Source organism: Desulfurispora sp. (assembly GCF_052744395.1).
Genome location: NZ_JBRAJI010000010.1, coordinates 14,494 through 40,266 on the forward strand (window position 1 = coordinate 14,494; position 25,773 = coordinate 40,266).

Annotated in this window: 40 protein-coding genes; all 40 read right to left on the reverse strand. The window is 56.7% G+C overall.

Annotation, left to right across the window (positions count from 1 at the left end):
• Window positions 1-2 precede the first annotated feature (2 nt).
• The gene (locus ACUVTU_RS04110) at window positions 3-806 is read right to left on the reverse strand and encodes an energy-coupling factor transporter transmembrane component T family protein (protein WP_445888699.1); all 804 of its coding nucleotides are present in this window, start codon (window positions 804-806) and stop codon (window positions 3-5) included.
• A gap of 2 nt (window positions 807-808) precedes the next feature.
• Window positions 809-1,663 (reverse strand): ATP-binding cassette domain-containing protein, encoded by an 855-nt coding sequence (locus tag ACUVTU_RS04115; RefSeq protein WP_445888700.1) that lies wholly within the window; start codon window positions 1,661-1,663, stop codon window positions 809-811.
• Window positions 1,645-2,454 (reverse strand): ATP-binding cassette domain-containing protein, encoded by an 810-nt coding sequence (locus tag ACUVTU_RS04120; RefSeq protein ID WP_445888701.1) that lies wholly within the window; start codon window positions 2,452-2,454, stop codon window positions 1,645-1,647. Before ACUVTU_RS04120 ends, ACUVTU_RS04115 begins: the two co-directional genes overlap by 19 nt.
• A gap of 27 nt (window positions 2,455-2,481) precedes the next feature.
• Window positions 2,482-2,820 carry a 50S ribosomal protein L17 gene (rplQ, locus tag ACUVTU_RS04125; protein WP_445888702.1) on the reverse strand — a complete coding sequence of 113 codons (339 nt, stop codon included), beginning with the start codon at window positions 2,818-2,820 and terminating at the stop codon, window positions 2,482-2,484.
• Between the two features lie 15 nt (window positions 2,821-2,835).
• Window positions 2,836-3,783, reverse strand: a complete 948-nt coding sequence (locus ACUVTU_RS04130; protein ID WP_445888703.1) for a DNA-directed RNA polymerase subunit alpha — start codon at window positions 3,781-3,783, stop codon at window positions 2,836-2,838.
• Between the two features lie 51 nt (window positions 3,784-3,834).
• A complete protein-coding gene (rpsD, locus tag ACUVTU_RS04135; protein ID WP_445888704.1) occupies window positions 3,835-4,461 on the reverse strand; it encodes a 30S ribosomal protein S4 in 627 nt (208 codons plus the stop codon).
• An 18-nt stretch (window positions 4,462-4,479) separates the two neighbouring features.
• The gene (gene rpsK / locus ACUVTU_RS04140; protein ID WP_445888705.1) at window positions 4,480-4,869 is read right to left on the reverse strand and encodes a 30S ribosomal protein S11; all 390 of its coding nucleotides are present in this window, start codon (window positions 4,867-4,869) and stop codon (window positions 4,480-4,482) included.
• Window positions 4,870-4,888: 19 nt separating this feature from the next.
• Window positions 4,889-5,260, reverse strand: a complete 372-nt coding sequence (gene rpsM / locus ACUVTU_RS04145) for a 30S ribosomal protein S13 (protein WP_445888706.1) — start codon at window positions 5,258-5,260, stop codon at window positions 4,889-4,891.
• Between the two features lie 21 nt (window positions 5,261-5,281).
• On the reverse strand, window positions 5,282-5,395 hold the full coding sequence (rpmJ, locus tag ACUVTU_RS04150) for a 50S ribosomal protein L36 (protein WP_445888707.1): 114 nt from the start codon (window positions 5,393-5,395) through the stop codon (window positions 5,282-5,284).
• 71 nt (window positions 5,396-5,466) lie between these two features.
• Window positions 5,467-5,685 carry a translation initiation factor IF-1 gene (gene infA / locus ACUVTU_RS04155; RefSeq protein ID WP_018084571.1) on the reverse strand — a complete coding sequence of 73 codons (219 nt, stop codon included), beginning with the start codon at window positions 5,683-5,685 and terminating at the stop codon, window positions 5,467-5,469.
• Complete coding sequence (locus ACUVTU_RS04160; RefSeq protein ID WP_445888708.1) at window positions 5,678-6,013, reverse strand: KOW domain-containing RNA-binding protein; 336 nt, start codon at window positions 6,011-6,013, stop codon at window positions 5,678-5,680. Before ACUVTU_RS04160 ends, infA begins: the two co-directional genes overlap by 8 nt.
• A 29-nt stretch (window positions 6,014-6,042) precedes the next feature.
• A complete protein-coding gene (map, locus tag ACUVTU_RS04165) occupies window positions 6,043-6,789 on the reverse strand; it encodes a type I methionyl aminopeptidase (protein ID WP_445888709.1) in 747 nt (248 codons plus the stop codon).
• A gap of 14 nt (window positions 6,790-6,803) precedes the next feature.
• Entirely contained in the window at window positions 6,804-8,063 is a 1,260-nt protein-coding gene (gene secY, locus ACUVTU_RS04170) for a preprotein translocase subunit SecY (RefSeq protein ID WP_445888710.1), read from the reverse strand.
• Window positions 8,063-8,509, reverse strand: a complete 447-nt coding sequence (rplO, locus tag ACUVTU_RS04175; RefSeq protein ID WP_445888711.1) for a 50S ribosomal protein L15 — start codon at window positions 8,507-8,509, stop codon at window positions 8,063-8,065. The genes secY and rplO overlap by 1 nt, the downstream gene beginning before the upstream one ends.
• A 12-nt stretch (window positions 8,510-8,521) precedes the next feature.
• Window positions 8,522-8,701 carry a 50S ribosomal protein L30 gene (gene rpmD / locus ACUVTU_RS04180; protein WP_018084566.1) on the reverse strand — a complete coding sequence of 60 codons (180 nt, stop codon included), beginning with the start codon at window positions 8,699-8,701 and terminating at the stop codon, window positions 8,522-8,524.
• 11 nt (window positions 8,702-8,712) lie between these two features.
• The gene (gene rpsE / locus ACUVTU_RS04185) at window positions 8,713-9,213 is read right to left on the reverse strand and encodes a 30S ribosomal protein S5 (RefSeq protein ID WP_445888712.1); all 501 of its coding nucleotides are present in this window, start codon (window positions 9,211-9,213) and stop codon (window positions 8,713-8,715) included.
• 26 nt (window positions 9,214-9,239) lie between these two features.
• On the reverse strand, window positions 9,240-9,608 hold the full coding sequence (rplR, locus tag ACUVTU_RS04190) for a 50S ribosomal protein L18 (protein WP_445888713.1): 369 nt from the start codon (window positions 9,606-9,608) through the stop codon (window positions 9,240-9,242).
• 20 nt (window positions 9,609-9,628) lie between these two features.
• Entirely contained in the window at window positions 9,629-10,177 is a 549-nt protein-coding gene (gene rplF / locus ACUVTU_RS04195) for a 50S ribosomal protein L6 (protein WP_445888714.1), read from the reverse strand.
• A 25-nt stretch (window positions 10,178-10,202) separates the two neighbouring features.
• Complete coding sequence (gene rpsH, locus ACUVTU_RS04200) at window positions 10,203-10,601, reverse strand: 30S ribosomal protein S8 (RefSeq protein WP_445888715.1); 399 nt, start codon at window positions 10,599-10,601, stop codon at window positions 10,203-10,205.
• Window positions 10,602-10,623: 22 nt separating this feature from the next.
• The gene (locus ACUVTU_RS04205; protein ID WP_018084561.1) at window positions 10,624-10,809 is read right to left on the reverse strand and encodes a type Z 30S ribosomal protein S14; all 186 of its coding nucleotides are present in this window, start codon (window positions 10,807-10,809) and stop codon (window positions 10,624-10,626) included.
• A 42-nt stretch (window positions 10,810-10,851) separates the two neighbouring features.
• Window positions 10,852-11,394, reverse strand: coding sequence for a 50S ribosomal protein L5 (gene rplE, locus ACUVTU_RS04210; protein WP_445888716.1), 543 nt, complete (start codon window positions 11,392-11,394; stop codon window positions 10,852-10,854).
• A 29-nt stretch (window positions 11,395-11,423) separates the two neighbouring features.
• Complete coding sequence (rplX, locus tag ACUVTU_RS04215) at window positions 11,424-11,744, reverse strand: 50S ribosomal protein L24 (RefSeq protein ID WP_445888717.1); 321 nt, start codon at window positions 11,742-11,744, stop codon at window positions 11,424-11,426.
• A gap of 19 nt (window positions 11,745-11,763) precedes the next feature.
• Entirely contained in the window at window positions 11,764-12,132 is a 369-nt protein-coding gene (rplN, locus tag ACUVTU_RS04220; protein WP_445888718.1) for a 50S ribosomal protein L14, read from the reverse strand.
• A 39-nt stretch (window positions 12,133-12,171) separates the two neighbouring features.
• Window positions 12,172-12,435 (reverse strand): 30S ribosomal protein S17, encoded by a 264-nt coding sequence (gene rpsQ / locus ACUVTU_RS04225; protein ID WP_018084557.1) that lies wholly within the window; start codon window positions 12,433-12,435, stop codon window positions 12,172-12,174.
• A 26-nt stretch (window positions 12,436-12,461) separates the two neighbouring features.
• Window positions 12,462-12,659, reverse strand: coding sequence for a 50S ribosomal protein L29 (gene rpmC / locus ACUVTU_RS04230; RefSeq protein WP_445888759.1), 198 nt, complete (start codon window positions 12,657-12,659; stop codon window positions 12,462-12,464).
• 7 nt (window positions 12,660-12,666) lie between these two features.
• Window positions 12,667-13,098: a 50S ribosomal protein L16 gene (rplP, locus tag ACUVTU_RS04235; RefSeq protein ID WP_445888719.1), complete on the reverse strand. Its 432-nt coding sequence runs from the start codon at window positions 13,096-13,098 to the stop codon at window positions 12,667-12,669.
• Between the two features lie 5 nt (window positions 13,099-13,103).
• The gene (gene rpsC / locus ACUVTU_RS04240; protein WP_445888720.1) at window positions 13,104-13,766 is read right to left on the reverse strand and encodes a 30S ribosomal protein S3; all 663 of its coding nucleotides are present in this window, start codon (window positions 13,764-13,766) and stop codon (window positions 13,104-13,106) included.
• Window positions 13,767-13,778: 12 nt separating this feature from the next.
• Complete coding sequence (gene rplV, locus ACUVTU_RS04245; RefSeq protein WP_445888721.1) at window positions 13,779-14,132, reverse strand: 50S ribosomal protein L22; 354 nt, start codon at window positions 14,130-14,132, stop codon at window positions 13,779-13,781.
• A gap of 27 nt (window positions 14,133-14,159) precedes the next feature.
• Complete coding sequence (rpsS, locus tag ACUVTU_RS04250; RefSeq protein ID WP_445888722.1) at window positions 14,160-14,444, reverse strand: 30S ribosomal protein S19; 285 nt, start codon at window positions 14,442-14,444, stop codon at window positions 14,160-14,162.
• A 17-nt stretch (window positions 14,445-14,461) separates the two neighbouring features.
• Window positions 14,462-15,286 (reverse strand): 50S ribosomal protein L2, encoded by an 825-nt coding sequence (gene rplB, locus ACUVTU_RS04255; RefSeq protein ID WP_445888723.1) that lies wholly within the window; start codon window positions 15,284-15,286, stop codon window positions 14,462-14,464.
• A 56-nt stretch (window positions 15,287-15,342) separates the two neighbouring features.
• Entirely contained in the window at window positions 15,343-15,627 is a 285-nt protein-coding gene (gene rplW, locus ACUVTU_RS04260) for a 50S ribosomal protein L23 (protein ID WP_445888724.1), read from the reverse strand.
• A complete protein-coding gene (rplD, locus tag ACUVTU_RS04265) occupies window positions 15,624-16,256 on the reverse strand; it encodes a 50S ribosomal protein L4 (RefSeq protein ID WP_445888725.1) in 633 nt (210 codons plus the stop codon). Before rplD ends, rplW begins: the two co-directional genes overlap by 4 nt.
• 30 nt (window positions 16,257-16,286) lie before the next feature.
• Window positions 16,287-16,919 (reverse strand): 50S ribosomal protein L3, encoded by a 633-nt coding sequence (gene rplC, locus ACUVTU_RS04270; RefSeq protein WP_445888726.1) that lies wholly within the window; start codon window positions 16,917-16,919, stop codon window positions 16,287-16,289.
• A 110-nt stretch (window positions 16,920-17,029) separates the two neighbouring features.
• Window positions 17,030-17,338: a 30S ribosomal protein S10 gene (gene rpsJ / locus ACUVTU_RS04275; RefSeq protein ID WP_445888727.1), complete on the reverse strand. Its 309-nt coding sequence runs from the start codon at window positions 17,336-17,338 to the stop codon at window positions 17,030-17,032.
• 147 nt (window positions 17,339-17,485) lie between these two features.
• Complete coding sequence (tuf, locus tag ACUVTU_RS04280; protein ID WP_445888728.1) at window positions 17,486-18,688, reverse strand: elongation factor Tu; 1,203 nt, start codon at window positions 18,686-18,688, stop codon at window positions 17,486-17,488.
• 23 nt (window positions 18,689-18,711) lie between these two features.
• Window positions 18,712-20,787: an elongation factor G gene (fusA, locus tag ACUVTU_RS04285; protein WP_445888729.1), complete on the reverse strand. Its 2,076-nt coding sequence runs from the start codon at window positions 20,785-20,787 to the stop codon at window positions 18,712-18,714.
• 15 nt (window positions 20,788-20,802) lie between these two features.
• Window positions 20,803-21,273 carry a 30S ribosomal protein S7 gene (gene rpsG / locus ACUVTU_RS04290; protein ID WP_445888730.1) on the reverse strand — a complete coding sequence of 157 codons (471 nt, stop codon included), beginning with the start codon at window positions 21,271-21,273 and terminating at the stop codon, window positions 20,803-20,805.
• 69 nt (window positions 21,274-21,342) lie between these two features.
• Window positions 21,343-21,717, reverse strand: coding sequence for a 30S ribosomal protein S12 (rpsL, locus tag ACUVTU_RS04295; RefSeq protein ID WP_445888731.1), 375 nt, complete (start codon window positions 21,715-21,717; stop codon window positions 21,343-21,345).
• A gap of 81 nt (window positions 21,718-21,798) precedes the next feature.
• Window positions 21,799-22,044 (reverse strand): ribosomal L7Ae/L30e/S12e/Gadd45 family protein, encoded by a 246-nt coding sequence (locus ACUVTU_RS04300; RefSeq protein WP_445888732.1) that lies wholly within the window; start codon window positions 22,042-22,044, stop codon window positions 21,799-21,801.
• Window positions 22,045-22,126: 82 nt separating this feature from the next.
• Complete coding sequence (gene rpoC, locus ACUVTU_RS04305) at window positions 22,127-25,759, reverse strand: DNA-directed RNA polymerase subunit beta' (RefSeq protein WP_445888733.1); 3,633 nt, start codon at window positions 25,757-25,759, stop codon at window positions 22,127-22,129.
• Window positions 25,760-25,773 lie beyond the last annotated feature (14 nt).

Below are 25,773 nucleotides of genomic sequence, written 5' to 3' on the forward strand. Positions count from 1 at the left end.
CTTTAAATCCACCTGCCGGCCACTGCCGCCCCCAGCACTGCGCCGGATACCAGCAACAGCAGCATATCAGACATCCGCCATTTCAGGGCGTAGAAGTGGGTCCGGCGGCTGCCCGGCACAAAGCAGCGGGTTTCCATGGCTAATGCCAGCTCTTCCGCCCGCCGCAGCACCCCGATCAGCACGGGAACCAGCAGGGCCAGAGCGCTTTTAAAGCGGTCGGCGGGCCGGCGCATCGCCATCCCGCCACCCCGCGCCTGCTGGGCCAGCATAATCTGCCAGGTTTCTTCCAGCAGCAGGGGAACAAAACGCATGGCTATAGTCATCATCAGGGCAATATCGGCTACCGGCAGGCCCAGACGGGATAGGGGACCGAGCAGACTCTCCAACCCGGCCGTCAGGCGGGAGGGAGAGGTGGTAAAAGTAAGCAGAACTCCACACAAAACCAGCAGTACTACCCGTCCCAGCATGAGTACACCCAGGGTTACCCCCTGGCGGCTGATCTGCAGGGGACCCAGAGCATAGATTACATCACCCTCGGTAAAGAAAAACTGGAGCAGCATGGTCAGCAGCAAAAATATCCAGAACAACTGCATACTCCGCCAAAGCTGTCCGGCGGACAACCGGGCCAGCAGGGCGGCTACCAGCAAGGCCATAGCCGGAAACAGCAAAAAAACACCTGGAGCCGCCAGTACGGCCACCATGCACAGGACACAGGCCAGAATCTTGCTACGGGGATCCATTTGATGCAGCACGGTATTCCCGGGAAAATACTGTCCAGGCAATAATCTGTCAAAAGCCGTGGACAAGGTCATCGCCTCCCCCACATCTGGAGCAGGCCGTCGGCCAGTTCATCACAGCCGAGTACCGGAGCAAAAGCCAGCTCCACCCCCACCATGCCCAGACGGCGCTGTATTTCCACAGCCAGCGGCGGCTCCAGTCCGGCCCTGTCCCAGAGCTGACGGTCGAAAAACAGTTCCGGCGCTTTGCCGGCAGCCAGCAAACGGCCCGCCGATAAAACTGCCAGCTGATCGGCAACTGCTGCGGCCAGTTCCATCTGGTGTGTAACCAGAATAACGGTGCGGCCGCTCTGTTTCAGGTCCCGCAGTAACTGCAGCACCAGCTGCCGCCCCGCCGGATCCAGTCCGGCAGTCGGCTCATCCAGCACCAGCACCGGCGGCTGGATGACCAGCGTGGCCGCAATGGCCACCCGGCGTTTTTCTCCACCGCTCAGGCGAAAAGGGGAAAGACCGGCGTATCTGCGGTCATCCAGTCCCACAGCCTGCAAAGCCAGGCGAGCCCGCCGCTCGGCCTCCCTCCGGTCCAGTCCTAGATTTAGCGCTCCGTAAGCTACTTCCGCCAGTACGGACTCCTCAAAAAATTGCCTTTCCGGGTATTGAAAAACCAGCCCCACCCGGCGCCAAAGTTCCCGGCGCACCTTTTTGTCGGCGGTATCGCCACCGTAGACCAGCACCCGGCCGTGGTCCGGCAGCAGAAAACCGGCCACATGCTGCACCAGGGTGCTTTTGCCCGAGCCTGCAGTGCCTACCACCGCCCAGCATTCCCCTTCGGCAATGCTCAGGTTAACATCCCTCAGGGCCGGACGGGCCAGGGGGGTTCCCGGCCAGTAAGTATGGCTGACATTGATTAGCTCAATAACCGGCATAGGGCATTCACCAGCGGTTCAATTTGCTCGATACCACCGGGCAGGGGCATACCGCCCCGCCTGAGCCGGTGCACCAGCTCCAGGAGAGGGGGCAGGGACAAACCGGCCTCCCGCACCAAATCCCGGTACTGCGTGTACAGCACTGGGGGGGGCTGATCGGCTACCAGTCTTCCTTGCTGCAAAAGCCAGACCCGGTCGGCCACCATAGTCTCTTCCAGGTGGTGAGTGATATAAATAATGGTTGCCGGCATCCGGGAGCGCAAGTCGGTCAGCCACTGCAGCAGTTCCCGGCGTCCGACCGGATCCAGCAGGGCGGTCGGCTCATCCAGCACAATCAATTCCGGCTGCATGGCCAGAATACCGGCCAGAGCCAAACGCTGCTTCTGTCCACCCGAGAGGCGGTGGGGCGGGCTGAGGCGCAGTTCCTGCATACCGGTGATCGACAGTGCTTCCTCCACCCGGCGCCGCATCTCTTCCCGCGGCAGCCCCAGGTTTTCCAAACCAAAAGCCACATCTTCCTCCACCGTGGCCGCCACAATCTGGTTATCCGGGTTTTGCAGAACCAATCCTATTTTGCTGCGCAGCTTCAGGTCCTTACGCACGCTCCAGGTCGGCACACCGGATACCAGCACCGTACCGGTCACCGGCAACAGCAGGCAGGATGCCAGCCCGGCCAGGGTGGATTTGCCACTGCCATTGGCTCCCACCACCGCCACATATTCTCCGGGGGCGACAGTAGCACTAAAATCGATCAGGGCAGGCGCAGCCTGACCCTGATAACAGTAACTCACATTTTGAAAACTCAGCACCGCTCCCGATTAAACCAGTTCCAGCACAACCATGGGCGCAGCATCGCCCCGCCGAAAGCCGGTGCGAATAATGCGGGTATAGCCACCGTTCCTATCGGCATAGCGCGGCCCCACAGTGTCAAACAGTTTTCTGACTACATCTTCGTCGTAAATATAGGCCAGGGCCTGGCGCCGGGCGTGCAGGTCACCCCGCTTGGCCAGCGTGACCATTTTGTCAGCCAGCCGTTTTACTTCCTTGGCCCGGGATTCAGTGGTCTGAATGCGCTCTTCCTTGATCAGGGAAGATACCAGGTTGCGCAGCATAGCTTTGCGGTGCCCGGTGTTCACTCCCAGTTTCCGGTAGCCCACTTCTTTTCCCTCCCGTCAATCTTCGTCCTTGCGCAGCGAAAGCCCCAGCTCGGCAAGCTTGTTGATCACTTCTTCCAGCGATTTCTTGCCCAGATTGCGGACTTTCATCATATCTTCCTCGTTGCGTTGAATCAGTTCTTCCACCGTGTTGATGCCCGCCCGCTTCAGGCAGTTGTAGGAGCGGACCGAAAGATCCAGTTCCTCAATGGTCATCTCCAGGATCTTGTCCTTTTGCTCCTCCTCTTTTTCCACCATGATCTCCACATTGTCCACGCTATCGGTCAAGCCGATAAACAGTTTTAGGTGATCGCTTAAGATCCTGGCGGACAGGCTAACCGCCTCATCGGGTTTGATCGAGCCATCGGTCCAAACTTCCAGAGTCAGCTTGTCATAGTCTGTGCGCTGGCCGACACGTGTGTTCTCCACATTGTAGTTAACTTTGCGCACCGGGCTGAAAACCGAATCCACCGGTATAACGCCGATCACGTGGTCGCCCTTTTTGTTGCGCTCCGCCGGTGCATAGCCACGGCCCTTCGCCACAGTCATTTCCATGAACAGCCTGCCGTTTTCGGCCAAAGTCGCTATATGGTGTTCCGGGTTGAGGATTTCCACATCGGGATCACAGATAATGTCCGCCGCCGTCACCACTTTTTCACCACGGGCCTCAATGCGCACGGTTTTTTCTTCATCGCCGTGCATCTTCAGACAGAGGCCCTTCAGGTTCAGAATAATATCGGTAACATCTTCCACCACGCCGGGAATCGTGGAGAATTCATGCAGCACCCCGTCAATCTTTACCGAGGTCACCGCCGCTCCTGGCATGGAGGACAGCAGCATCCGGCGCAGCGAATTGCCCAGCGTAATCCCGTAACCCCGCTCCAGCGGCTCCACCACAAACCTGCCATAGGTATTGTCAGCGCTCTTTTCCACACATTCGATCCTGGGTTTTTCTATTTCAAACATGATCTGGAAACCTCCCTCTGGCCAAACCGACCGGCGTCCATGTCAGCAAGCCTATCTGGAGTACAGCTCAACAATCATCTGCTCCTTAACCGGTATATCAATCTGGTCGCGGGTGGGGAACGCCACAACCCGCCCTCTGGCCTGATTGGCATCGTACTCCAGCCAGGCCGGCGGCGTGCGATCGGCAGCCCGCTCCATCAGCTCTTTAATGCGGGAGGATTCCCGGCTTTTCTCGCGCACTTCGATTTCATCGCCCACCCGCACCAGCAGGGAAGGAATGTTCACCTTGCGACCGTTCAAGCGGAAATGGCCGTGCAGCACCAGCTGGCGGGCCTCCTGGCGCGATGTAGCCAGACCCAGGCGGTACACCACGTTGTCCAGACGGCGCTCTAAAAGGCGCAGCAAATTCTCACCGGTCACACCGGGTTGGCGCTCAGCCCGTTCAAAATAAGTGCGGAACTGGCGCTCCAGCACACCGTAAATGCGGCGGGCCTTCTGTTTCTCCCGCAATTGCAGTCCGTATTCACTCAATTTCTTCCGCCGCTGGCCGTGCATGCCCGGAGCATAGCTCCGGCGATCAATGGCACATTTGCTGGAATAGCAGCGATCACCTTTCAGGTACAGCTTGATGCCTTCCCGGCGGCAAAGGCGGCAAAGGGGTCCTGTATATCTGGCCATGAAGCCTAAAAACACCTCCTATACTCTCCGGCGCTTGGGAGGCCGGCAGCCGTTGTGGGGAATAGGTGTAACATCTTTGATCAGGCTTACTTCCAAACCGGCAGCCTGCAGCGAACGGATGGCAGCCTCCCGGCCGGCCCCGGGGCCTTTCACCATCACTTCAACTTCTTTCATACCGTGTTCGATAGCTTCCCGGGCCGCATGTTCTGCAGCCATCTGAGCGGCAAAGGGCGTGCTCTTACGCGATCCCTTGAAGCCAACCTGACCGGCACTGCACCAGGAAATGGCATTGCCCTGTGTATCGGTAATGGTTACGATAGTGTTGTTAAAAGTGGACTTGATGTGAGCCACACCCCGGTCCACATTTTTTCTTTCCCGCCTCTTGGTTCGGGTGGCGCGGCGAGCCATTCTCTAACCCCCTCTTTACTTACTTCTTGCGTCTTACACCGACAGTTCTTCTGGGACCTTTGCGCGTCCGGGCGTTGGTCTTGGTGCGCTGTCCCCGCACTGGCAGTCCCTTGCGATGCCGCAGACCGCGATAACAGCCGATTTCAATCAGCCGCTTGATGTTCAGCGCCACTTCCCGGCGCAAATCGCCTTCCACTTTGTAGTTCTTTTCAATCACATCGCGCAGCCGGTTGATCTCTTCCTCGGTCAGATTGCGCACCCGGGTGTCCGGGTTGACGCCGGTCTGCGCCAGAATTTTGCGCGATGTGGAACGGCCAATGCCGTAGATATAGGTAAGGGCAACTTCCACCCGTTTGTCCCGCGGCAAGTCCGCCCCCGCAATACGTGCCATAAAATGCCACACCTCCCGTTTTTAGCCCTGCCGTTGCTTGTGCTTGGGATTCTCGCAGATGATCATCACTTTGCCATGGCGGCGAATCACTTTGCACTTTTCACAAATTGGTTTTACCGATGGGCGTACTTTCATTTTTTATACCTCCTGCCGCCCGTTCCTGCAGTTTTCTCTGCAGAGCCCCGGGTTAAAAATGCCAACCAAGATTATTTGTAACGGTACACAATTCTTCCTCTGGTCAGATCATAAGGAGAAAGTTCTACCATCACCCTGTCCCCGGCCAGGATGCGGATAAAATTCATCCGGATCTTTCCGGAAACATGAGCCAGCACCTTGTGCCCGTTCTGCAATTGAACGCGAAACATGGCGTTGGGCAGCGGCTCAATCACGGTACCTTCAACTTCTATGACATCCTGCTTAGCCATCCGAATCGCTTAACGCCTCCTTTACACTTGCTGCTGAGGCAACGGTGGTGAGAGTAGCCTCCAGCACCTGCCGTATTTCCTGATCGGTTACTTTCCTGCCGGTAGCAATCTTTTGCGCAATCTCCGGCACCACTTTGCCAGTATCCTCCAGGTGGCGAACATTTTTTCTTTTGGGTCGGTCCATTTTGCGTATCTGTCCGTCCACAACATAAACCATCTTCCGGTCATTTTCGCCGCCGGCCGGTCCGGTTACTATATACAGCCTGCCGGCATCCCGGCCGGCCCGGGATATGACCAGCTGACCGGGAATAAATTTATTCTCGCTCAAAGTTAACCGGCCACCTCCACCCGGACCGCCTAAAGCCTGGTTAGAATTTCCGGCTCACTTTCTGTAATGGCAATGGTGTGCTCGAAATGGGCTGAGTATTGCAGGTCATCGGTCACTACCGTCCAATTATCCGGCAAAGTGCGCACTTTGTACGTACCCATATTCACCATCGGTTCGATAGCCAGTGTCATCCCGGCCTTTAATCTGGGACCGCGCCCCGGCCGGCCGAAATTGGGTACCTGTGGTTCTTCGTGCATGCTGCTACCAATACCATGTCCTACATAATCCCTGACTACGGAAAAGCCGTGTGCCTCCACATATTTCTGGATGGCATGGGAAATATCGGTCAACCGGTTCCCTTCCACAGCCCTGGCAATGCCCTGATACAGGGACTGCTCGGTGACTTCCAGCAACCTGGAAACCTGCGGACTGACTTCACCCACCGGCAGAGTTACGGCACTATCACCAAAAAAACCATTTATTTCCGCGCCGATGTCAATACTTATAATATCACCATTCTGCAGTACCCTTAAACCAGGAATGCCATGTACTACCTGTTCATTGACCGAAGCGCAGATGGTGGCGGGATAACCGTACAATCCTTTAAACGCCGGCCGGCCGCCTTTACGCGTAATATACTCCTCGGCAATGCGGTCCAGTTCGGCGGTAGTCACACCCGGCCGCACCGCCTGCGCTATCTCAGCATGGGCCCCGGCGACAATCCGTCCGGCATCGCGCATGTAAGCCAGCTCTTTTTCAGTTTTTAATATGATCATGGTCAATCACCGGCTTACTTGATGAACCCCTGGTAGCTGCGCATCAACAGGTGAGATTCAATTTGCTTCATGGTATCCAGGGCCACCCCGACTACAATCAGCAGCGCTGTACCACCAAAATAGATGTTGGGTATCCGGGTGGCCAGCAGTACAAAGTTGGGCAGAATGGCAATCAGCGCCAGGAACAGCGCACCGGCCAGCGTCACCCGACTCATTACCCGGCTGATATACTCCGCCGTCGGACGTCCGGGACGAATACCGGGGATGAAGCCCCCGTATTTTTTGATGTTGTCGGCTATGTCCACCGGATTCATAATCACCGCGGTGTAAAAATAGGTAAAGCCGATAATCAGCAGGGCATAGATCAGCGTGTGCAGAAACGTACCCCAGCCAAAAGCCGCCAGGTACCAGTTGGCTATCTTGGAGCCGGGGAAGAACCGGGCAATCTGCTCGGGAAAAAGCAAAATAGACGAAGCAAAGATTACCGGAATCACGCCGGCCTGGTTCACTTTCAAGGGTATGTGGGTGCTCTGCCCCCCGTATACCCGCCGGCCCACCACGCGCTTGGCATACTGTACCGGGATGCGGCGCTGACCTTCCTGCACCGCCACTATACCGGCTATCACTACAGCAGCGATGATCACCAGCAGGAGCACGCTCAGAATGTTTACCGTACCAGCTCGCAAATATTCTACCAGCTGGTACAGAGCCGCCGGCACCCGGGAAACAATCCCGGCAAAGATCAGCAGTGAGATACCGTTACCAATTCCTTTTTCGGTAATTTGCTCGCCCAGCCACATCAGAAAGGCGGTACCAGCGGTGAGGGTGAGGGCTACCAGCAGGTAATGCCACACTGTAGGCTGAACCAGCGCCTGACGCAGGGCCACGCTGGTGCCAATGGCCTGGATAAAAGCCAGAACCACGGTCAGGTAGCGGGTATACTGGGTGATTTTCTTGCGCCCCTCCTCACCCTCCTTGGCCAGCCTTTCCAGGGAAGGCAGCACCACGGTGAGCAGCTGCATGATAATTGAGGCGTTGATATATGGGGTAATGCTCATGGCAAAAACCGAAAAGTTTTTGAACGAGCCGCCCGAAATGACATCGAAAAAGCCAAACAGCGTGTTGCTGGCTACCAGGTCAGCAAACACCTGCGTGTTGACACCCGGCACGGGAATGTGCGCCCCCAGGCGGAAGATAAAGAGCATACCCAGCGTGAAAAGCAACTTGCGCCGCAGTTCGTCTACTTTCCAGGCGCTCTGCAGTGTGGAAAGCATTAAATCACCTCGGCTCGGCCGCCGGCAGCCGCAATCTTTTCCGCAGCCGCCTTGCTGAAAGCATGGGCCTTGACAGTCAGAGCCACTTCAATATTACCGTCGCCCAGTATTTTTACACCGTCACCGATTTTTTTAATCACTCCGGCCTGTTTTAAAAGCTCGGGGGTTACTTCGGTACCCGCCGGAAACTTATTCAGTTTCTCCAAATTAACCGCCACAATCTCCTTTTTGAAACGGGCGTTGGTAAAACCCCGCTTGGGCATGCGGCGGTGCAGCGGCATTTGACCGCCTTCAAAGCCGGGGCGCACTCCGCCGCCGGAGCGGGCATTCTGGCCTTTCTGTCCCCGTCCGGCAGTTTTGCCCAGCCCCGAACCAATGCCCTGGCCCTTGCGGGTGGGTTTGTGGCGGGAACCCGGTGCCGGTTTTAGCTCATGCAACTTGACCATGTTAAAGCCTCCTTAGACTTGCTCAACCTTCAGCAGATGAGACACCTTGTTGACCATGCCCATGATGGTGGGAGTGTCCTCTTTGATCACAAAGCTGTTGGTCTTTCTCAGCCCCAGGGACCGCACCACCCGGCGCTGGGCCTCGGGTCGGCCGATCAGGCTGCGCACCAGGGTAATCTTGATCTTGGCCACTTTGTTCACCCCTAACCCAGGATTTCTTCCACTGTCTTGCCCCGCAGGCGGGCCACCTCTTGCGGTGTCTTCAGGCTCTTTAAGGCCACCATGGTGGCGTGAACCATGTTATTGGCATTGTTGGAACCCAGGGACTTGGTCAGGATATCGCGCACCCCGGCCAACTCCAGTATGGCCCGCACGGGACCACCGGCAATCACACCGGTACCGGGTGCGGCCGGCTTCATGAGCACCCTGCCGGCACCGAACTCGCCAATCACCTCATGGGGAATTGTTGTTCCCATCAGAGGTACAGTGATCATATTTTTCTTGGCGTCTTCCACGCCCTTGCGGATGGCCTCGGGCACCTCGCCGGCTTTACCCAATCCGGCTCCCACGTGTCCGTTGCCGTCACCCACTACGACCAGGGCGGAAAAGCTGAAGCGGCGCCCACCTTTGACCACTTTGGCCACCCGGTTAATATAGACAACCTTTTCGGTCAATTCCAGCTTACCAGTATCAATCCTGGACACTAATTTCCCTCCTTAACCAGCCGCTCTTAAAACTCCAGGCCGCCTTCCCTGGCCCCATCGGCCAGTGCCTTGACCCGGCCGTGATACAGGTATCCGGCCCGGTCGAACACTACCCTGGTAATACCTTTGGCTTTAGCCTTCTCGGCAATCAGCAGGCCTACCTGCCGGGCTGCAGCCACATTGCCGGTCTGCTCCAGTTTGCCTTTCAGTTCAGGCGAAAGGGTGGAGGCAGCAACCAGAGTGTGGCCCTGTTCATCATCGATGACCTGCGCATAGATATGGTTTAAGCTGCGAAATACGTTCAGGCGCGGGCGCTGGGCCGTACCAAAAACCTTTTTGCGCACCCGCAGCTGCCTTTTGGCCCGCTCTTTCCTGCGATCGGTTTTGCTAATCACCGCTTTTCAACTCCTTCGCCCTACTTCTTACCCTTGCCACCGGTCTTACCGGCCTTGCGGCGAATCTTCTCGCCCTCGTACTTAATGCCCTTGCCCTTGTAAGGTTCAGGCTCCCGGATGGACCTGATGTTGGCCGCTATAGCTCCCACCTGCTCCTTGTCCATGCCTTTGACTATGATTTTGGTCGGAGCGGGAACATCCAGCTCTATACCGGCCGGGGGTTCAACTTCCACCGGATGGGAGTAACCGATGCTGATGACCACCTTGCTGCCCTGCTTCTGGGCCCGGTAGCCCACACCGACCAGTTCCAGACCCTTTTCATAGCCTTTGGTCACACCCACCACCATGTTGTTGATCAGGGTCCTGGTCAGACCGTGCAGCGATTTATGCAGATTGGAATCCGAAGGACGCTTGACCAGCAGCCTTCCTTCTTCCTGTTCTATGATCATGTCGGGATGAACTTGCCGTTCCAGCTGTCCCTTGGGACCTTTGACTTTGACCAGATTGCCTTCCACAGTCACAGTCACGCCGGTAGGCAAGGCAATGGGCTGCTTACCAATTCTGGACATGCCTACACCTCCAATTGGCGCATTTTCACCATACGTAACAGATAACCTCGCCGCCCAGCCCTTGCTTGCGGGCCTGTTTGTCGGTCATGATACCGCGCGATGTGGACAGGATGGCTATTCCCAGACCGCCCAGCACCCGGGGTATATTATCCTTGCGGGCGTACACCCGGAGGCCCGGTTTGCTGATTCTTTTCACGCCGGTAATCACCCGCTCCTTGTTTGGACCATACTTCAGGTACACGCGGATAATTCCCTGCTTGCCATCGGCCACATATTCATATTCCTTGATCAAGCCCTCTTCCTTCAAAATGCCGGCTATGGCCATTTTCATTTTGGAGGCCGGTGCTTCAAACTTTTCATGGTAAACCATATTGGCATTTCTCATGCGGGTTAAAAAATCGGCAATGGGATCAGTCATGACCATGCCATAGCTACCCCCTTTCACTTTACCAGCTAGCCTTCTTAATACCGGGAATTTCTCCTTTATATGCCAGCATGCGGAAGCAAATCCGGCAGATACCAAATTTACGCATATAGGCATGCGGGCGTCCGCACAGCTTGCAGCGGTTGTGATAACGCACCTGGAATTTGGGCGGCCGCAGGTGCTTGTTAATCATGGATTTCTTGGCCACTTGTCTCCCCCCTTTGCGGCAGGCTGATTGGGAGCCATAAGCTTAGGCAGCTCTAAAGGGCATACCCAGGAGCCGCAGCAGTTCGCGGGCCTCCTCATCGGTTTTGGCCGTGGTCACAAAGATCACTTCCAGACCGCGCACCCGGTCAATTTTATCATAGTCGATTTCGGGGAAAATCAGCTGTTCTTTGATCCCCAGGGTGTAGTTGCCGCGTCCGTCAAACGATTTGGGCGATACACCCCGAAAGTCGCGCACGCGGGGCAGGGCGATGCTGACCAGCTTATCTACGAATTCGTACATGCGCTCACCACGCAGGGTTACCTTGCAGCCAATTTTCATGCCCTGACGCAGTTTGAAGGCGGCGATGGATTTTTTGGCCTTGGTCACTACCGGCTTTTGCCCGGCGATCAGGCTCAGGTCGTTCACAGCCGCATCCAGCGCCTTGCTGTTCTGGATGGCCTCACCCAGGCCGATGTTCAGCACTACCTTCTCCAGTTTGGGCACCTGCATGATGTTCTTGTAGTTGAACTTCTGCATCAGGGCAGGTACAATCTCGTTCACATACTTATCTTTTAACCTGGACATTCATTTACCTCCTCGCCTGAAAGCGCGGGTTAACTTAAAACTTCGCCACATTTCTTGCAAACGCGCACCTTTTTGCCGTCTTCCAGAAATTTTTTGGCAATGCGGGTGGGTTTGTCGCACTTGGAGCACACCAGCATGACATTGGAGCTGTGAATGGGAGCTTCCCTTTCCAGAATCCCCCCCTGCATCAGCTTCTGGTTGGGTCTGGTATGCCGCTTGATGATGTTCACGCCTTCTACTACCACCCGGCTCTTGTCCGGTTGTACTTCCAGCACTTTACCCTTCTTGCCGGCATACTTGCCGGTGATCACCAGCACTGTATCTCCCTTGCGCACGTGGACCTTGGGCACCAGTAGCACCTCCCTGTACTCAGATAACTTCGGGAGCCAGCGATACAATCTTCATAAAATCGCGTTCGCGCAGTTCCCGGGCTACCGGCCCGAAGATGCGCGTGCCGCGCGGGCTCTTGTCATCCTTGATGATAACGGCAGCATTTTCATCAAACTTGATGTAGGAACCGTCCGGACGGCGCACTTCCTTGGCCGTACGCACGATCACGCACTTCACCACATCGCCCTTCTTAACAACGCCGCCGGGTGTCGCTTCTTTCACTGAACAGATAATAATATCGCCCAGGCTGGCATAACGGCGCAGAGAGCCGCCCAGCACCTTGATGCACATCAGGCGTTTGGCGCCGGTGTTGTCAGCCGAATTGAGCATGGTCTGCACCTGAATCATGGGTTTTTCTTCCTCCTTGGCCGGCAGTTTGAAAGGCTACTACAACTGTTCGGCACGCTCCAAAATTTCCACTACCCGCCAGCGCTTATCCTTGGAAAGCGGCCTGGTTTCCATGATTTTCACCTTGTCACCAATGCGGCAGCTGTTTTGCTCGTCATGAGCCTTGAACTTCTTGGTGCGGCGCATGGTACGCTTATAAAGCGGGTGGCTGACCAGGGTTTCCACGGCCACAACCACAGTCTTATCCATTTTATCGCTGACCACACGTCCTACGCGGGTTTTGCGCAAATTACGGCCTTCCACAAATGGACCCCCTTTATTGGCAATTACTAGGCTCGATTAATCCCCAGCTCGCGCTCCCGCTGTACGGTCTTCAGCCGGGCAATGGAACGGCGAACTTCACGGATGCGCATGGGGTTTTCCAGCTGACCGGTCACCATCTGGAAGCGCAACTTGAAAAGTTCGTCCTTGGACTCATCCAGTTTCTTGGCCAGTTCGGCATCGGTCATTTGTCTGAGCTCCTTCAATAATTCTCTAGACTTCACTTGCCTCACCTACTTCCCCGCGCTTCACAAACTTGGTCTTGATTGGCAACTTGTGAGACGCCAGGCGCATGGCTTCCTTGGCCACTTCTTCCGAAACACCGGCCAGTTCGAACATCACCCGGCCCGGCTTAACTGCCGCCACCCAGTATTCCGGCGCCCCTTTACCGCTGCCCATACGGGTTTCAGCGGGCTTTTGCGTAATCGGTCGATCCGGGAAAATGCGAATCCACACTTTGCCGCCCCGTTTGATGTAACGGGTCATAGCAATACGGGCTGCTTCAATCTGCCTGCTGGTAATCCAGGCGGGCTCAAGAGCCACCAGGCCATAGTCGCCAAAATGCACTTCCTTGCCACCCTTGGCCTTTCCGGCGAGGCCGGGGCGGTGCTGCTTGCGGTATTTAACCCTTTTTGGTATGAGCATTGAGCCTATTCGCCTCCTTGACCGGCAGCGGACTTGGCTTCCGGCAGTACTTCTCCTTTGTAAATCCATACTTTGATGCCAATCTTGCCGTATGTGGTATCGGCTTCGGCAAAACCGTAATCAATATCGGCCCGCAGAGTATGCAGGGGCACTTTGCCCTCACTGTACCATTCGGTACGGGCGATTTCCGCGCCGGCCAGACGTCCGCTCACCGATATCTTGATGCCTTTGCCGCCCATCTTCAGGCAACGCTGTACCACCTGCTTCATGGCCCGGCGAAAAGCCACCCGCTTCTCAATCTGAGCGGCCACGTTTTCCGCCACCAGTTGAGCATCCACCTCGGGCACTTTCACTTCAGCAATATTGATGTGCACCTGCTTGCCGGTCAGCTTTTCCAGCTCTTTGCGCAGCGCTTCCACTTCGGCCCCGCCGCGTCCGATCACAATACCCGGACGGGCCGTGTGAATGGTTACCTTCACCCGGTTGGCCGCCCGTTCAATTACCACGCGGGAAATACCGGCTGCGTAGAGCTTCTTTTTGATGTACTTGCGGATTTTATTGTCTTCCACCAGCAGGTTGGAAAAATCCTTCTTGCCGGCAAACCATTTGGCATCCCAATCCTTGATAATACCGATACGCAGTCCTTTCGGACTTACCTTCTGACCCACGCTAGCCCTCCTTTATTTCTCGGGTTTTTCCCTGACCACCACGGTGATATGGCTGGTCCTCTTGCGCAGGATATCAGCCCTGCCCATAGCTCTGGCCTGGTAGCGTTTGATGGTCGGGCCTTCGTCCACATAACAGGCAGCGATATACAGATTATCCTTGTTCATTTCATGATTGTTTTCGGCATTGGCCGCCGCCGATTTCACCACTTTGGTAATCATGGCGGAAGCCTTTTTGGGCGTATAGCGCAGTATGGCCAGCGCTTCCCGCACGCTTTTCCCCCGGATCAGGTCGATAACCTGCCGCGCCTTGCGCGGGGAAATGCGTAAATACCGGGCAATAGCTCTGGCTTCGGTTGCTTGTGCCATTGTAACGTTTACCCCCTTACCCGGTGGTTATTTCAGAGCCGTAGATCTCTCGGTGTGCGCCCCGTGACCGCGGAACATCCTGGTGGGAGCAAACTCACCCAGTTTGTGCCCCACCATGTCCTCGGTGATATACACGGGCACATGTTTACGTCCGTCGTGCACGGCAATGGTGTGTCCGATCATGTCGGGGAATATGGTGGACCGGCGCGACCAGGTTTTAATCACTTTTTTCTCGCCGGACTGATTCATGGCTCTGATCTTCTTGAGCAGTTTTTCTTCACAGTACGGCCCTTTCTTTAAAGAACGGCCCATATGCTAGCCTCCCTTCCCTACTGGTACCGCCGCTTGACTATCAGGCGATCGCTGGGTTTCTTCTTGCGTGTGCGTGCTCCCAGGGCCGGCTTGCCCCACGGTGTAACCGGGTTGCGACCGATGGGTGAACGGCCTTCCCCGCCGCCGTGCGGGTGATCCACCGGGTTCATGACCACGCCGCGCACAGTAGGTCTGCGGCCCAGCCAGCGGTTACGTCCGGCCTTGCCAATGGTAATGTTTTCATGGTCAATGTTACCCACCTGACCAATGGTAGCCCGGCATTCCTGCAGTACCAACCTCATTTCTCCAGAGGGCATGCGAATGTGGGCGTATTTGCCTTCCTTGGCCATGAGCTGGGCTGCGGCACCGGCCGAGCGGACCAGCTTGCCGCCACCTCTGGGGTACAATTCAATATTGTGGATCATGGTACCCAGAGGGATGTTGCGCAGCGGCAGGCAGTTGCCCACCTTGATATCAGCATCGGGACCGGAAACCACGGTCATACCCACCTGCAGGCCGTGCGGGGCAATAATGTAACGTTTTTCGCCATCCGCGTAGTGCAGCAGAGCAATGCGGGCCGAGCGGTTGGGATCGTATTCTATGGTAGCGACTTTGGCCGGAATGCCGTCCTTGTCGCGCTTGAAATCAATCAAGCGGTACATGCGTTTGGCTCCGCCACCCCGGTGGCGCACCGTAATGCGGCCCTGATTGTTGCGACCGCCGGTTTTCTTCAGGGGCCGCAGCAAGGACTTTTCCGGTTTGTCGGTGGTGATCTCCTCAAAGGTGGAAACCGTGACAAAGCGGCGGCCCGGAGATGTCGGTTTGTATGATTTAACAGGCACCTTAACTTCCCTCCTCATGCAACCCGCCGAAAAGCGGGCTTGGCAGGCGCTATCCGCTAAACGCCCTCAAACAGGTTGATTTTGCCTTCTTTCAGCTTGACAATGGCCTTCTTATAGTCCGAGGTCCGGCCGACTATGTTGCGCACCCTTTTCAGGCGGCCTTTGTAGCGCATGGTGTAAACCTTATCCACCTTGACCTTGAACAGATCTTCCACGGCTCTTTTTATCTCGGTCTTGTTGGCGTTGAGGTCAACAATAAAAGTATACTTGTTCTCCTCCAGCAACTTCATGCTTTTTTCCGTAACCACCGGACGCTTCAAAATATCGCGCGGGTCTTTCACTGCGCCAGCACCTCCTCCACCCTGGACACAGCATCCCTGGTCATCACCAGTGTACCGTGCTTGAGAATGTCATACACATTGATATTGTTGGTGGGAACCGGTTTGACACCTGGAATGTTGCGGGCGGATTTAAAAACATTCTCGTCCGGACCGGCAGTGACCACCAGGGCCTTTTGCGCCACATCCACCTGCAGATTGTTCAGCACTTTAACCATATCCTTGGTTTTGGGCTGCGCAAAACTCAGCTGGTCCAGAACTATAATCCTCCCGCTGGCGGCTTTATCGGACAGAGCGCAGCGTATAGCCAGCCGCCGCTCCTTCTTGTTGATCTTAACCCGGTAGCTGCGGGGATGCGGACCGAAAACCGTACCACCACCGCGCCAAATGGGCGAGCGAATGCTGCCGTGCCGGGCCCGGCCAGTACCTTTCTGCCGCCAGGGCTTGCGGCCACCGCCCCGCACTTCACCGCGCGTCTTGGTATCATGCGTACCCTGACGCTGAGCGGCCAGATAGGCGATCACAGCCTGGTGCACAACATGCTCATTCATGGGAACACCGAATACCCGATCGCTAAGTTCTATCTCTCCTACCTGTTGGCCGCTCATATTGTACACTGCAACTTTCGGCATAAAGACTTCCTCCTTTAACCACCGCCACAATTACTGCCTGGCTTTGACGCTGTCTTTGATTATGAGCAGACCACCGCGCACACCCGGCACGCTGCCCTTGATGGCCAGCAAATTGCGCTCCGGATCCACCTTGACCACTTCCAGGTTCTGCACAGTTACTCTCTCCACGCCGTAATGACCCGGCAGCCGGCGGCCTTTGAAAACACGGGCCGGACCTTTGGCGCCCAGGGAACCGGGACGCCGGTGATATTTGGAGCCGTGGGCCATGGGTCCCCGGTGAAAGCCGTGACGTTTAATCCCGCCGGCAAACCCGCGGCCTCTGCTGATACCCACCACATCCACTTTATCGCCGGGAGCGAATATATCCACCTTGATTTGCTGTCCTACTTCATAACCCGATACGTCGTCCAGGCGCAGTTCCCGCAAGTAACGCACAGGTTTGATATTGGCCCTGTTGAAATGGCCTTTCAGCGGTTTGTTCACCAGGCGCTCCTTCTTTTCACCAAAACCAACCTGAACGGCACTGTAGCCGTCGGTTTCCGGCAGCTTCTTCTGCACTACCACGCAGGGGCCGGCCTGAATAACCGTTACCGGTACAGCCGTACCGTCTTCCTTGAAAATCTGCGTCATGCCTGCTTTAATACCCAGTATACCTTTTTTCATCGTCTTAGCTCGCACCTCCATTGCCGGACCAACCAGCAGCGGTTTGCCCCCTGCGGACAAACGTGCTCTCCAGCTTTCAGCTAACGATTAACAATTCTTTGCGGATATAGTTACAGTTTTATTTCAATATCCACGCCTGCCGGCAAATCCAGGCGCATCAGGGCATCCACTGTCTTGGGCGTGGGCTCCAGAATATCAATCAAGCGCTTGTGCGTGCGCATTTCAAACTGTTCCCGCGAATCCTTGTTCACGTGGGGGGAACGCAGGATGGTGTAAATATTTTTCTCTGTGGGGAGCGGTATGGGACCGGCCACATGGGCACCTGTCCGCTTGGCAGTTTCCACAATTTTCTGCGCCGATTGATCCAGCACTTTATGATCATAGGCTTTCAGCCGGATCCGTATCTTTTGTTTCTTCACAGACTGACCTCCTTTCAGTCGGCATCAGCCCGGATGGTCATGTTTGCGGGCTTTTGCATCTTTAAGCCGAGTAAAACCATCCGGGACGGCCGCAGCGCGCCCGCCCGGACAGTCCCTCTCTGGCCCCGGCCAGGCAATTAGGCTGCTTTATTCAATAACCGAGGTGACCACGCCGGCGCCTACAGTGCGGCCGCCTTCCCGAATGGCAAAGCGCAGCCCTTCTTCAATGGCAATGGGGGTGATCAGCTTGATCTCCAGGTTGACGTTGTCACCGGGCATGACCATTTCCACGCCTTCCGGCAGTTGAATGGTGCCGGTCACGTCGGTGGTGCGGAAGTAGAACTGCGGACGGTATCCGTTGAAGAACGGGGTGTGCCGGCCGCCCTCTTCCTTGGTCAGGACGTATACTTCAGCCATAAAGTGGGTGTGCGGCTTGATGCTGCCCGGCTTGGCCAGCACCTGGCCCCGCTCCACTTCTTTCTTGTCGATACCCCGCAGCAGGCAGCCCACGTTGTCGCCGGCCTGCCCCTGATCCAGAATCTTGCGGAACATTTCTACTCCGGTGACCACGGTCTTGCGCGGTTTGTCGGCCAGACCCACTATCTCCACTTCTTCGCCCACTTTGATGGCGCCCCGCTCAATCCGCCCGGTGACCACCGTGCCCCGGCCGGTAATGGAGAATACGTCTTCAATGGGCATCAGGAAGGGTTTGTCTACGTCCCGCTGCGGTGTGGGCACATAGCTGTCCACGGCGTCCATCAGTTCCCAGATGGTCTTGCACCATTCGCATTCCCGCTTGCCGCAGCCGCATTCCAGGGCCTTTAAGGCCGAACCAGTGATGATGGGAATTTCATCACCCGGAAATTCGTAGGCCGACAGCAGTTCCCGCACTTCCATGTCCACCAGTTCCAACAGTTCGGGGTCATCCACCATGTCGGCTTTGTTCAGGTATACCACAATGTAGGGCACGCCCACCTGACGGGCCAGCAGAATGTGCTCCCGGGTCTGCGGCATGGGACCGTCGGCGGCCGATACTACTAAAATGGCGCCGTCCATCTGGGCTGCACCGGTAATCATGTTCTTGACGTAGTCGGCGTGACCCGGGCAGTCCACGTGGGCGTAGTGCCGGGTTTCGGTTTCGTATTCCACGTGGGCGGTGTTGATGGTGATGCCCCGCTCCCGCTCTTCCGGAGCGTTGTCGATTTCGTCGTAACGCTTGACCTGGGCTTTGCCCACGGTGGCCAGCACGGTGGTGATGGCTGCCGTCAGGGTGGTCTTGCCGTGGTCGACGTGTCCAATGGTTCCAATGTTGACGTGCGGTTTGGTCCGCTCAAATTTCGCTTTGGCCATTTGTTTCTCCTCCTTGAAGATAATTAACCGTTGCGACGGGCGATGATGTTTTCCGCAATGCTAGCCGGCACTTCGGCATAATGGCTGAACTGCATGGTGTATGTGCCCCGCCCCTGGGTGCGCGAACGCAACTCGGTGGCATACCCGAACATCTCGGCCAGCGGCACTTTGGCGTGGATAACCTGGGCATTGCCCCGCGGTTCCATTTCTTCGATGTGGCCGCGGCGGGAGTTAAGATCACCAATCACATCGCCCATATATTCGTCCTGCACCACTACCTCCACGTTCATGATGGGTTCCAGCAGTACAGGTTTGGCTTTAACAGCGGCATTTTTAAATCCTATGGAACCGGCAATCTTGAAGGCCATTTCCGAGGAGTCCACCTCGTGGTAGGAACCGTCCACCAGCGCCACCCGCACATCAATCAGCGGGTAACCGGCCAGCACACCGTTCTCCATGGCTTCGCGCACACCGGCCTCAACAGCCGGTATATATTCTTTGGGCACGACGCCCCCCACAATCTTATTTACAAACTCCAGGCCCGTACCCGGTTCGGCCGGCTCCACTTCCAGCAGCACATGCCCGTACTGGCCGCGGCCGCCCGTCTGGCGAACGAACTTGCCCTCGGCCCGCACTTTCTGGCGGATAGTCTCCCGGTAGGCCACCTGCGGACGACCCACATGGGCCTGCACCTTAAACTCCCGCAGCAGGCGATCGACAATAATCTCCAGGTGCAATTCGCCCATGCCGGAAATAATGGTCTGGCCGGTCTCCGGATCCGTGTGCATACGGAAAGTGGGATCTTCCTCGGCCAGCTTGGCCAGAGCGACCCCCATTTTATCCTGGTCAGCCTTGGTCTGGGGCTCGATGGCCACGTCAATCACCGGCTCGGGAAAATCCATGGCCTCCAGAACTATGGGCGTTCTGTCATCACACAGCGTGTCGCCTGTGGTGGTATCTTTCAGCCCCACAGCCGCCACGATATCTCCGGCAAATATTTCACCAATTTCCTCGCGGTGGTTGGCATGCATCAGCAAAAGGCGTCCTATGCGCTCCCGCTTGTTCTTGGTGGAGTTGTAAATATAGGAGCCCGATTTGAGCATGCCCGAGTATACCCGGAAGAAGGTCAGTTTGCCCACATAGGGGTCGGTCATTATCTTGAAAGCCAGTGCCGCAAAGGGCTGATCATCGGCCGCCAACCGCGTATCTTCGGCGCCGTTTTCCGGATTCACGCCCTGTACGGGAGGGATATCCACCGGCGACGGCAGATAATCTACAATGGCATCCAGTAGCGGTTGCACACCCTTATTCTTAAAGGAAGAACCGCAGAGCACCGGAATTATCCGGACCTGGATGGTTCCCAGTCGGATGGCCCGCTTGATTTCCTCCTCGGTGAGCACTTCCCCTTCCAGGTATTTCTCCATTAAGACTTCGTCCAGTTCGGCCACACTCTCCAGCAGCTTCTCCCGGTATTCGGCCACCAGGTCCTGCATCCCGGCAGGGATTTCGGTTTCCTGGCTCTGGGTGCCCAGGTCGTCAACATAGATAATAGCTTTGTTTCTGACCAGATCCACTACGCCGCGAAAGCCATCCTCGGCCCCGATGGGCAGTTGCACGGCCACCGGGTTGGCTCCCAGGCGCTCGCGGATCATTTTCAGGCCCCGGAAGAAATCCGCCCCAATGCGGTCCATTTTGTTGATGTAAGCTATCCGGGGAACGCCGTACTTGTCCGCCTGCCGCCACACTGTCTCGGACTGCGGTTCCACCCCACCCACAGAACAAAACACAGCTACTGCGCCATCCAGCACGCGCAGCGAGCGTTCCACTTCCACCGTAAAGTCCACATGGCCTGGTGTGTCAATAATATTGATGCGGTGGTCACGCCAAAAACAGGTGGTGGCAGCGGAGGTAATCGTAATCCCCCGCTCCTGCTCCTGCACCATCCAGTCCATGGTGGCGGCGCCATCATGGACCTCCCCCATTCTATGCACTCTACCAGTATAGAAGAGAATTCGCTCGGTGGTGGTAGTCTTGCCGGCATCTATGTGAGCCATGATCCCAATATTGCGCGTCTTTTCCAGCGGATATTGCCGTGCCACTCAAGACTACCTCCTTTACCATCTGTAGTGCGCAAACGCCTTGTTAGCCTCCGCCATTTTATGAGTATCTTCCTTTTTCTTCACTGAAGCACCGGTATTGTTGGCCGCATCCATAATTTCGGCGGCCAGTTTTTCCTGCATGCTCTTGCCGGCTCTGGCCCGGGCATAGTTGGTAATCCAGCGGATTCCCAGTGTTTGCCGGCGCTCGGCCCGCACCTCCACCGGCACCTGATAGTTGGCGCCACCCACCCGGCGGGCCTTCACTTCCAGTACCGGCATGACATTTTTCATGGCCTGCTCAAAGACTTCCAGCGGATCCTTGCCGGTTTTCTCCCGGATAATATCGAAAGCGCCGTAACAAATGCGCTCAGCCACGCTCTTTTTGCCCTGCAGCATCACCTGGTTGATCAGCTTGGTGACCACTTTGTTATGATAAACCGGATCCGGCGGAACATCGCGTTTGACCGTATTGCCTCTTCTCGGCATACCTTAACTGTCCCCCCTTTGCCTTAAGGATATGCTTTTATATAAAACGAAAAACCCACTAACCCAAGCCTACTTCTTGGGACGCTTGGTACCATACTTGGAACGACCCCGGTTGCGGTTCTGTACCCCGGCGGCATCCAGAGCTCCCCGCACAATGTGATATCTCACACCGGGCAGGTCCTTGACCCGGCCACCGCGCACTAAAACCACCGAGTGCTCTTGCAGGTTGTGGCCGATACCCGGAATGTAAGCAGTTACTTCCACACCATTGGTCAGGCGCACCCTGGCCACCTTGCGCAGGGCGGAATTGGGTTTTTTCGGCGTGGTGGTATAAACCCTGGTGCAGACACCGCGCTTTTGCGGGCACTCTTTCAAGGCAGGAGAGGAGGACTTATCCGGTAATACCTCTCTACCCTTGCGGATCAGCTGGCTGATTGTCGGCATGCACATACACCTCCTTCCCGAAAGCACCTTGAAAAATCATACAGAGCCCCGCAGGCCAGTAAAAAGCCTGCGGGGTAAAAGCTATTCCTGCAAAACAGCTGCGGCGGCACAATTTACCTCAATGCCACATGTCTTGCCCAGCTCGCTCATTTGCTCCACCCAGACAACCTCCACCCGGTTACTCCGGCAGAGCTCGGCAATGGGCCCGGTAACATGCTTTTCCGCATCCCGTGCCAAATATACCACTTTGACCTGACCTTTTTGCAGGGCCCTGGTGGTTTGTCTGGCCCCTACCGCTCTGCGCCGGGCCTGCAACAGCCGCTCCATGGGCAACTGTCCTCACCCCCACTTGACCAGACACTTCTATATATTAACACCGAAAGTGCCTCCCTGTCAACAAATTGCTGGCTCAGTTAACCGCCGTATCTTCATCCAGTTCCAGCACTTCCACATTGCGATAGCGGCTCATTCCGGTGCCGGCCGGCACCAGTTTGCCGATAATCACGTTTTCCTTCAGTCCCAGCAGCGGATCCAGCTTGCCCTTGATGGCCGCCTCGGTGAGCACCCGGGTGGTTTCCTGGAAGGAAGCAGCCGACAGGAAAGAGTCGGTGGCCAGCGAAGCCTTGGTGATGCCCAGCAGCACCGGGGTGGCTCTGGCCGGCTCGCCGCCTTCCGCCACCACCCGGGCGTTTTCCTCTTCGAATTCAAACTGATCCACCAGACCGCCCGGCAAGAGATCGGTATCCCCGGCATCATCCACTTTCACTTTGCGCAGCATCTGCCGGATCATCACTTCAATATGCTTGTCGTTGATCTCCACACCCTGCAGGCGGTATACCCGCTGCACCTCCTGAAGCAGGTAAACCTGGACCGCGGTCGGTCCTTTGATCTTGAGCAGGTCGTGGGGGTTGACCGAGCCCTCGGTCAGTTCGTCGCCCGGCTGCACATAGGCGCCGTCGCTCACTTTGATGCGCGCGCCGTAAGGCACATTGTAAATGCGCTTGTCACCATCATCGGCCGAAATTTCAATTTCCCGCTTGCCTTTCACTTCCCGGATCTCCACCCGGCCGCCGATTTCGGTCACCAGGGCCTGCCCCTTGGGACGGCGGGCCTCAAACAGTTCCTCCACCCGCGGCAGGCCCTGGGTGATGTCGTCACCGGCCACGCCGCCGGTATGGAAGGTGCGCATGGTCAGCTGGGTTCCCGGCTCGCCAATACTCTGGGCGGCAATAATGCCCACCGCCTCACCGATGTCCACCATACCCCCGGTAGCCAGGTTACGGCCGTAACACTTGCGACAGACCCCGAAGCGAGAACGGCAGGTAAGCACGGAACGGATTTTCACCTTTTTGACGCCCGCCGCAATAATTTGTTCGGCCTGCTCCTGATCGATCATTTGATCGCGCCGCACTACAATCTCGCCGGTTTCCGGCAGTACCACATCCTCGGCCGCCACCCGACCAGCGATGCGATCCTGGAGCTTTTCAATCACCTCATTGCCGTCCTTGACTTCTTCCACGTAGATACCGGTCTGATACACCACGGTTATCTTATCCAGACCGGCTCCCTGCAGGCGCCGCACCAGCTCCCAGGTCACCGTCTCGCCAGCTTGAGCCGCAACCTCACCACTGCCCGGCAAAGTCACATCGCCGGCCAGCACCATTTCCGGCCAGGGCTCTACAACCGCCAGCTCGGCCAGCACCACTTCTTCGGGTTTCTGACAGTCTTCCTCGCGGACAATCACATCCTGCGCCACGTCCACCAGGCGGCGGGTCAGATAACCCGAGTCAGCCGTGCGCAAAGCGGTGTCAGCCAGACCTTTGCGCGCACCGTGGGTGGAGATAAAGTACTCCAATACAGTCAAACCTTCCCGGAAACTGGCCCGGATGGGCAGGTCGATGATCCGGCCGGAAGGGTCGGCCATCAGGCCGCGCATGCCGGCCAGCTGGCGGATCTGCTGGATGTTACCCCGCGCCCCGGAGGTGGCCATCATGTACACCGGGTTGAAGCGATCCAGCGTATTCATCAGCGCCCTGGTCACCCGGTCGGTGGCTTTGTTCCAAAGCTCGATTACCTTGCGATAACGCTCGTCATTGGTAATCAAACCGCGCCGGTACTGTTTTTCCACCTTCTCCACTTCCTGGTCGGTTTCGGCCAGGATATGCTTTTTCTCTTCCGGGATGGTGATATCGGAAACCGCTATGGTCACACCGGCCCGGGTAGCATATTTAAAGCCTATTTTCTTCAATCCGTCGAGCAGTTCGCCGGTAGCGGCAAAACCCAGCTTGCGGTAGCATTCGTCCACAATGCGGCTGAGTTCTTTTTTGTCGGCTACCCGGTTATAATAGCGCAGCTCAACGGGCAGCACCTCGTTAAACATCAAGCGTCCCACAGTGGTTTCCAGTCGCTGTCCTTCGTAACGCACACTGATGCGGGCGTGCAGGCTGATCACGCCTTCTTCATAGGCCATTACTGCTTCGTTGGCATCTACAAAGACCTTGCCCTCGCCCTTATCCCCCGGGCGTTCCATGGTCAGGTAGTAGCAGCCCAGCACCATATCCTGGGTAGGAATGGCCACCGGGCGTCCGTCTTTGGGGTTGAGAATATTGTGCGCCGAAAGCATTAAAAGGCGTGCCTCGGCCTGCGCTTCCGCCGAAAGCGGGACGTGAACGGCCATCTGGTCACCGTCGAAGTCGGCGTTGTAGGCCGTGCAAACCATGGGGTGAATCTGGATGGCCCGTCCCTCCACCAGCACGGGCTCAAAAGCCTGAATGCCCAGGCGGTGCAGGGTGGGAGCACGGTTTAAAAGGACCGGATGTTCCCGGATCACTTCTTCCAGCACATCCCAAACCTCGGGCTTGACCCGCTCCACCATGCGCTTGGCGCTCTTAATGTTATGGGCCAGGCCATCGTTGACCAGTTTTTTCATCACAAAGGGCTTGAAAAGCTCCAGCGCCATTTCCTTGGGCAGGCCGCACTGGTGCAGCTGCAGGGTGGGGCCCACCACAATCACCGAACGGCCCGAATAATCCACCCGCTTGCCCAGCAGGTTCTGCCGAAAACGCCCCTGCTTGCCCTTGAGCATATCGGACAGGCTTTTCAGCGGCCGGTTGCCGGGACCGGTGACCGGCCGGCCTCGCCGCCCGTTGTCAATCAGAGCGTCCACAGCCTCCTGCAGCATGCGTTTTTCATTGCGCACAATAATGTCGGGAGCACCCAGATCCAGCAGGCGCTTTAAGCGATTGTTCCGGTTAATCACCCGCCGGTAGAGGTCGTTCAAGTCCGAGGTGGCAAAGCGGCCACCATCCAGCTGCACCATGGGACGCAGTTCCGGGGGAATGACCGGAATGACATCCATGATCATCCACTCCGGCCGGTTACCCGACTTGCGGAAGGCCTCCACTACCTCCAGGCGGCGAATGGCCCGGATGCGCCGCTGTCCGCTGGCCTCCCGGAGCTCGGCACGCAGCTCCTTGCTCAGCTGGTCCAAATCGATTTCCTGCAACAGCTCTTTTATGGCTTCCGCGCCCATGCCCGCTTTGAAAGCACCCGGTCCGTACTTCTCGCGGTAATCCCGGTATTCGGTCTCGGTGAGCAGCTGTTTTTTCAGCAGTCCGGTTTCGCCGCCATCAATCACTATATAAGAAACAAAATACAGCACCTTTTCCAGGGCCCGGGGCGACATATCCAGCAACAGCCCCATCCGGCTGGGAATACCTTTAAAATACCAGATGTGCGACACCGGAGCGGCCAGTTCGATATGACCCAACCTCTCCCGGCGCACTTTGGAACGGGTGACTTCCACGCCGCAGCGGTCGCAGACCACACCTTTATAGCGCACCCGCTTATACTTGCCACAGTGGCATTCCCAGTCCCGGGTCGGACCAAAAATCCGTTCACAGAACAATCCATCCCGCTCTGGTTTCAGCGTCCGGTAATTGATGGTTTCTGGTTTTTTCACCTCGCCGCTCGACCAGGCGCGAATCTGATCGGGCGAAGCCAGCCCAATCCGGATGCGGTCAAAATTGTTCAGGTCCAGCAAATAGCTCGCCCCCT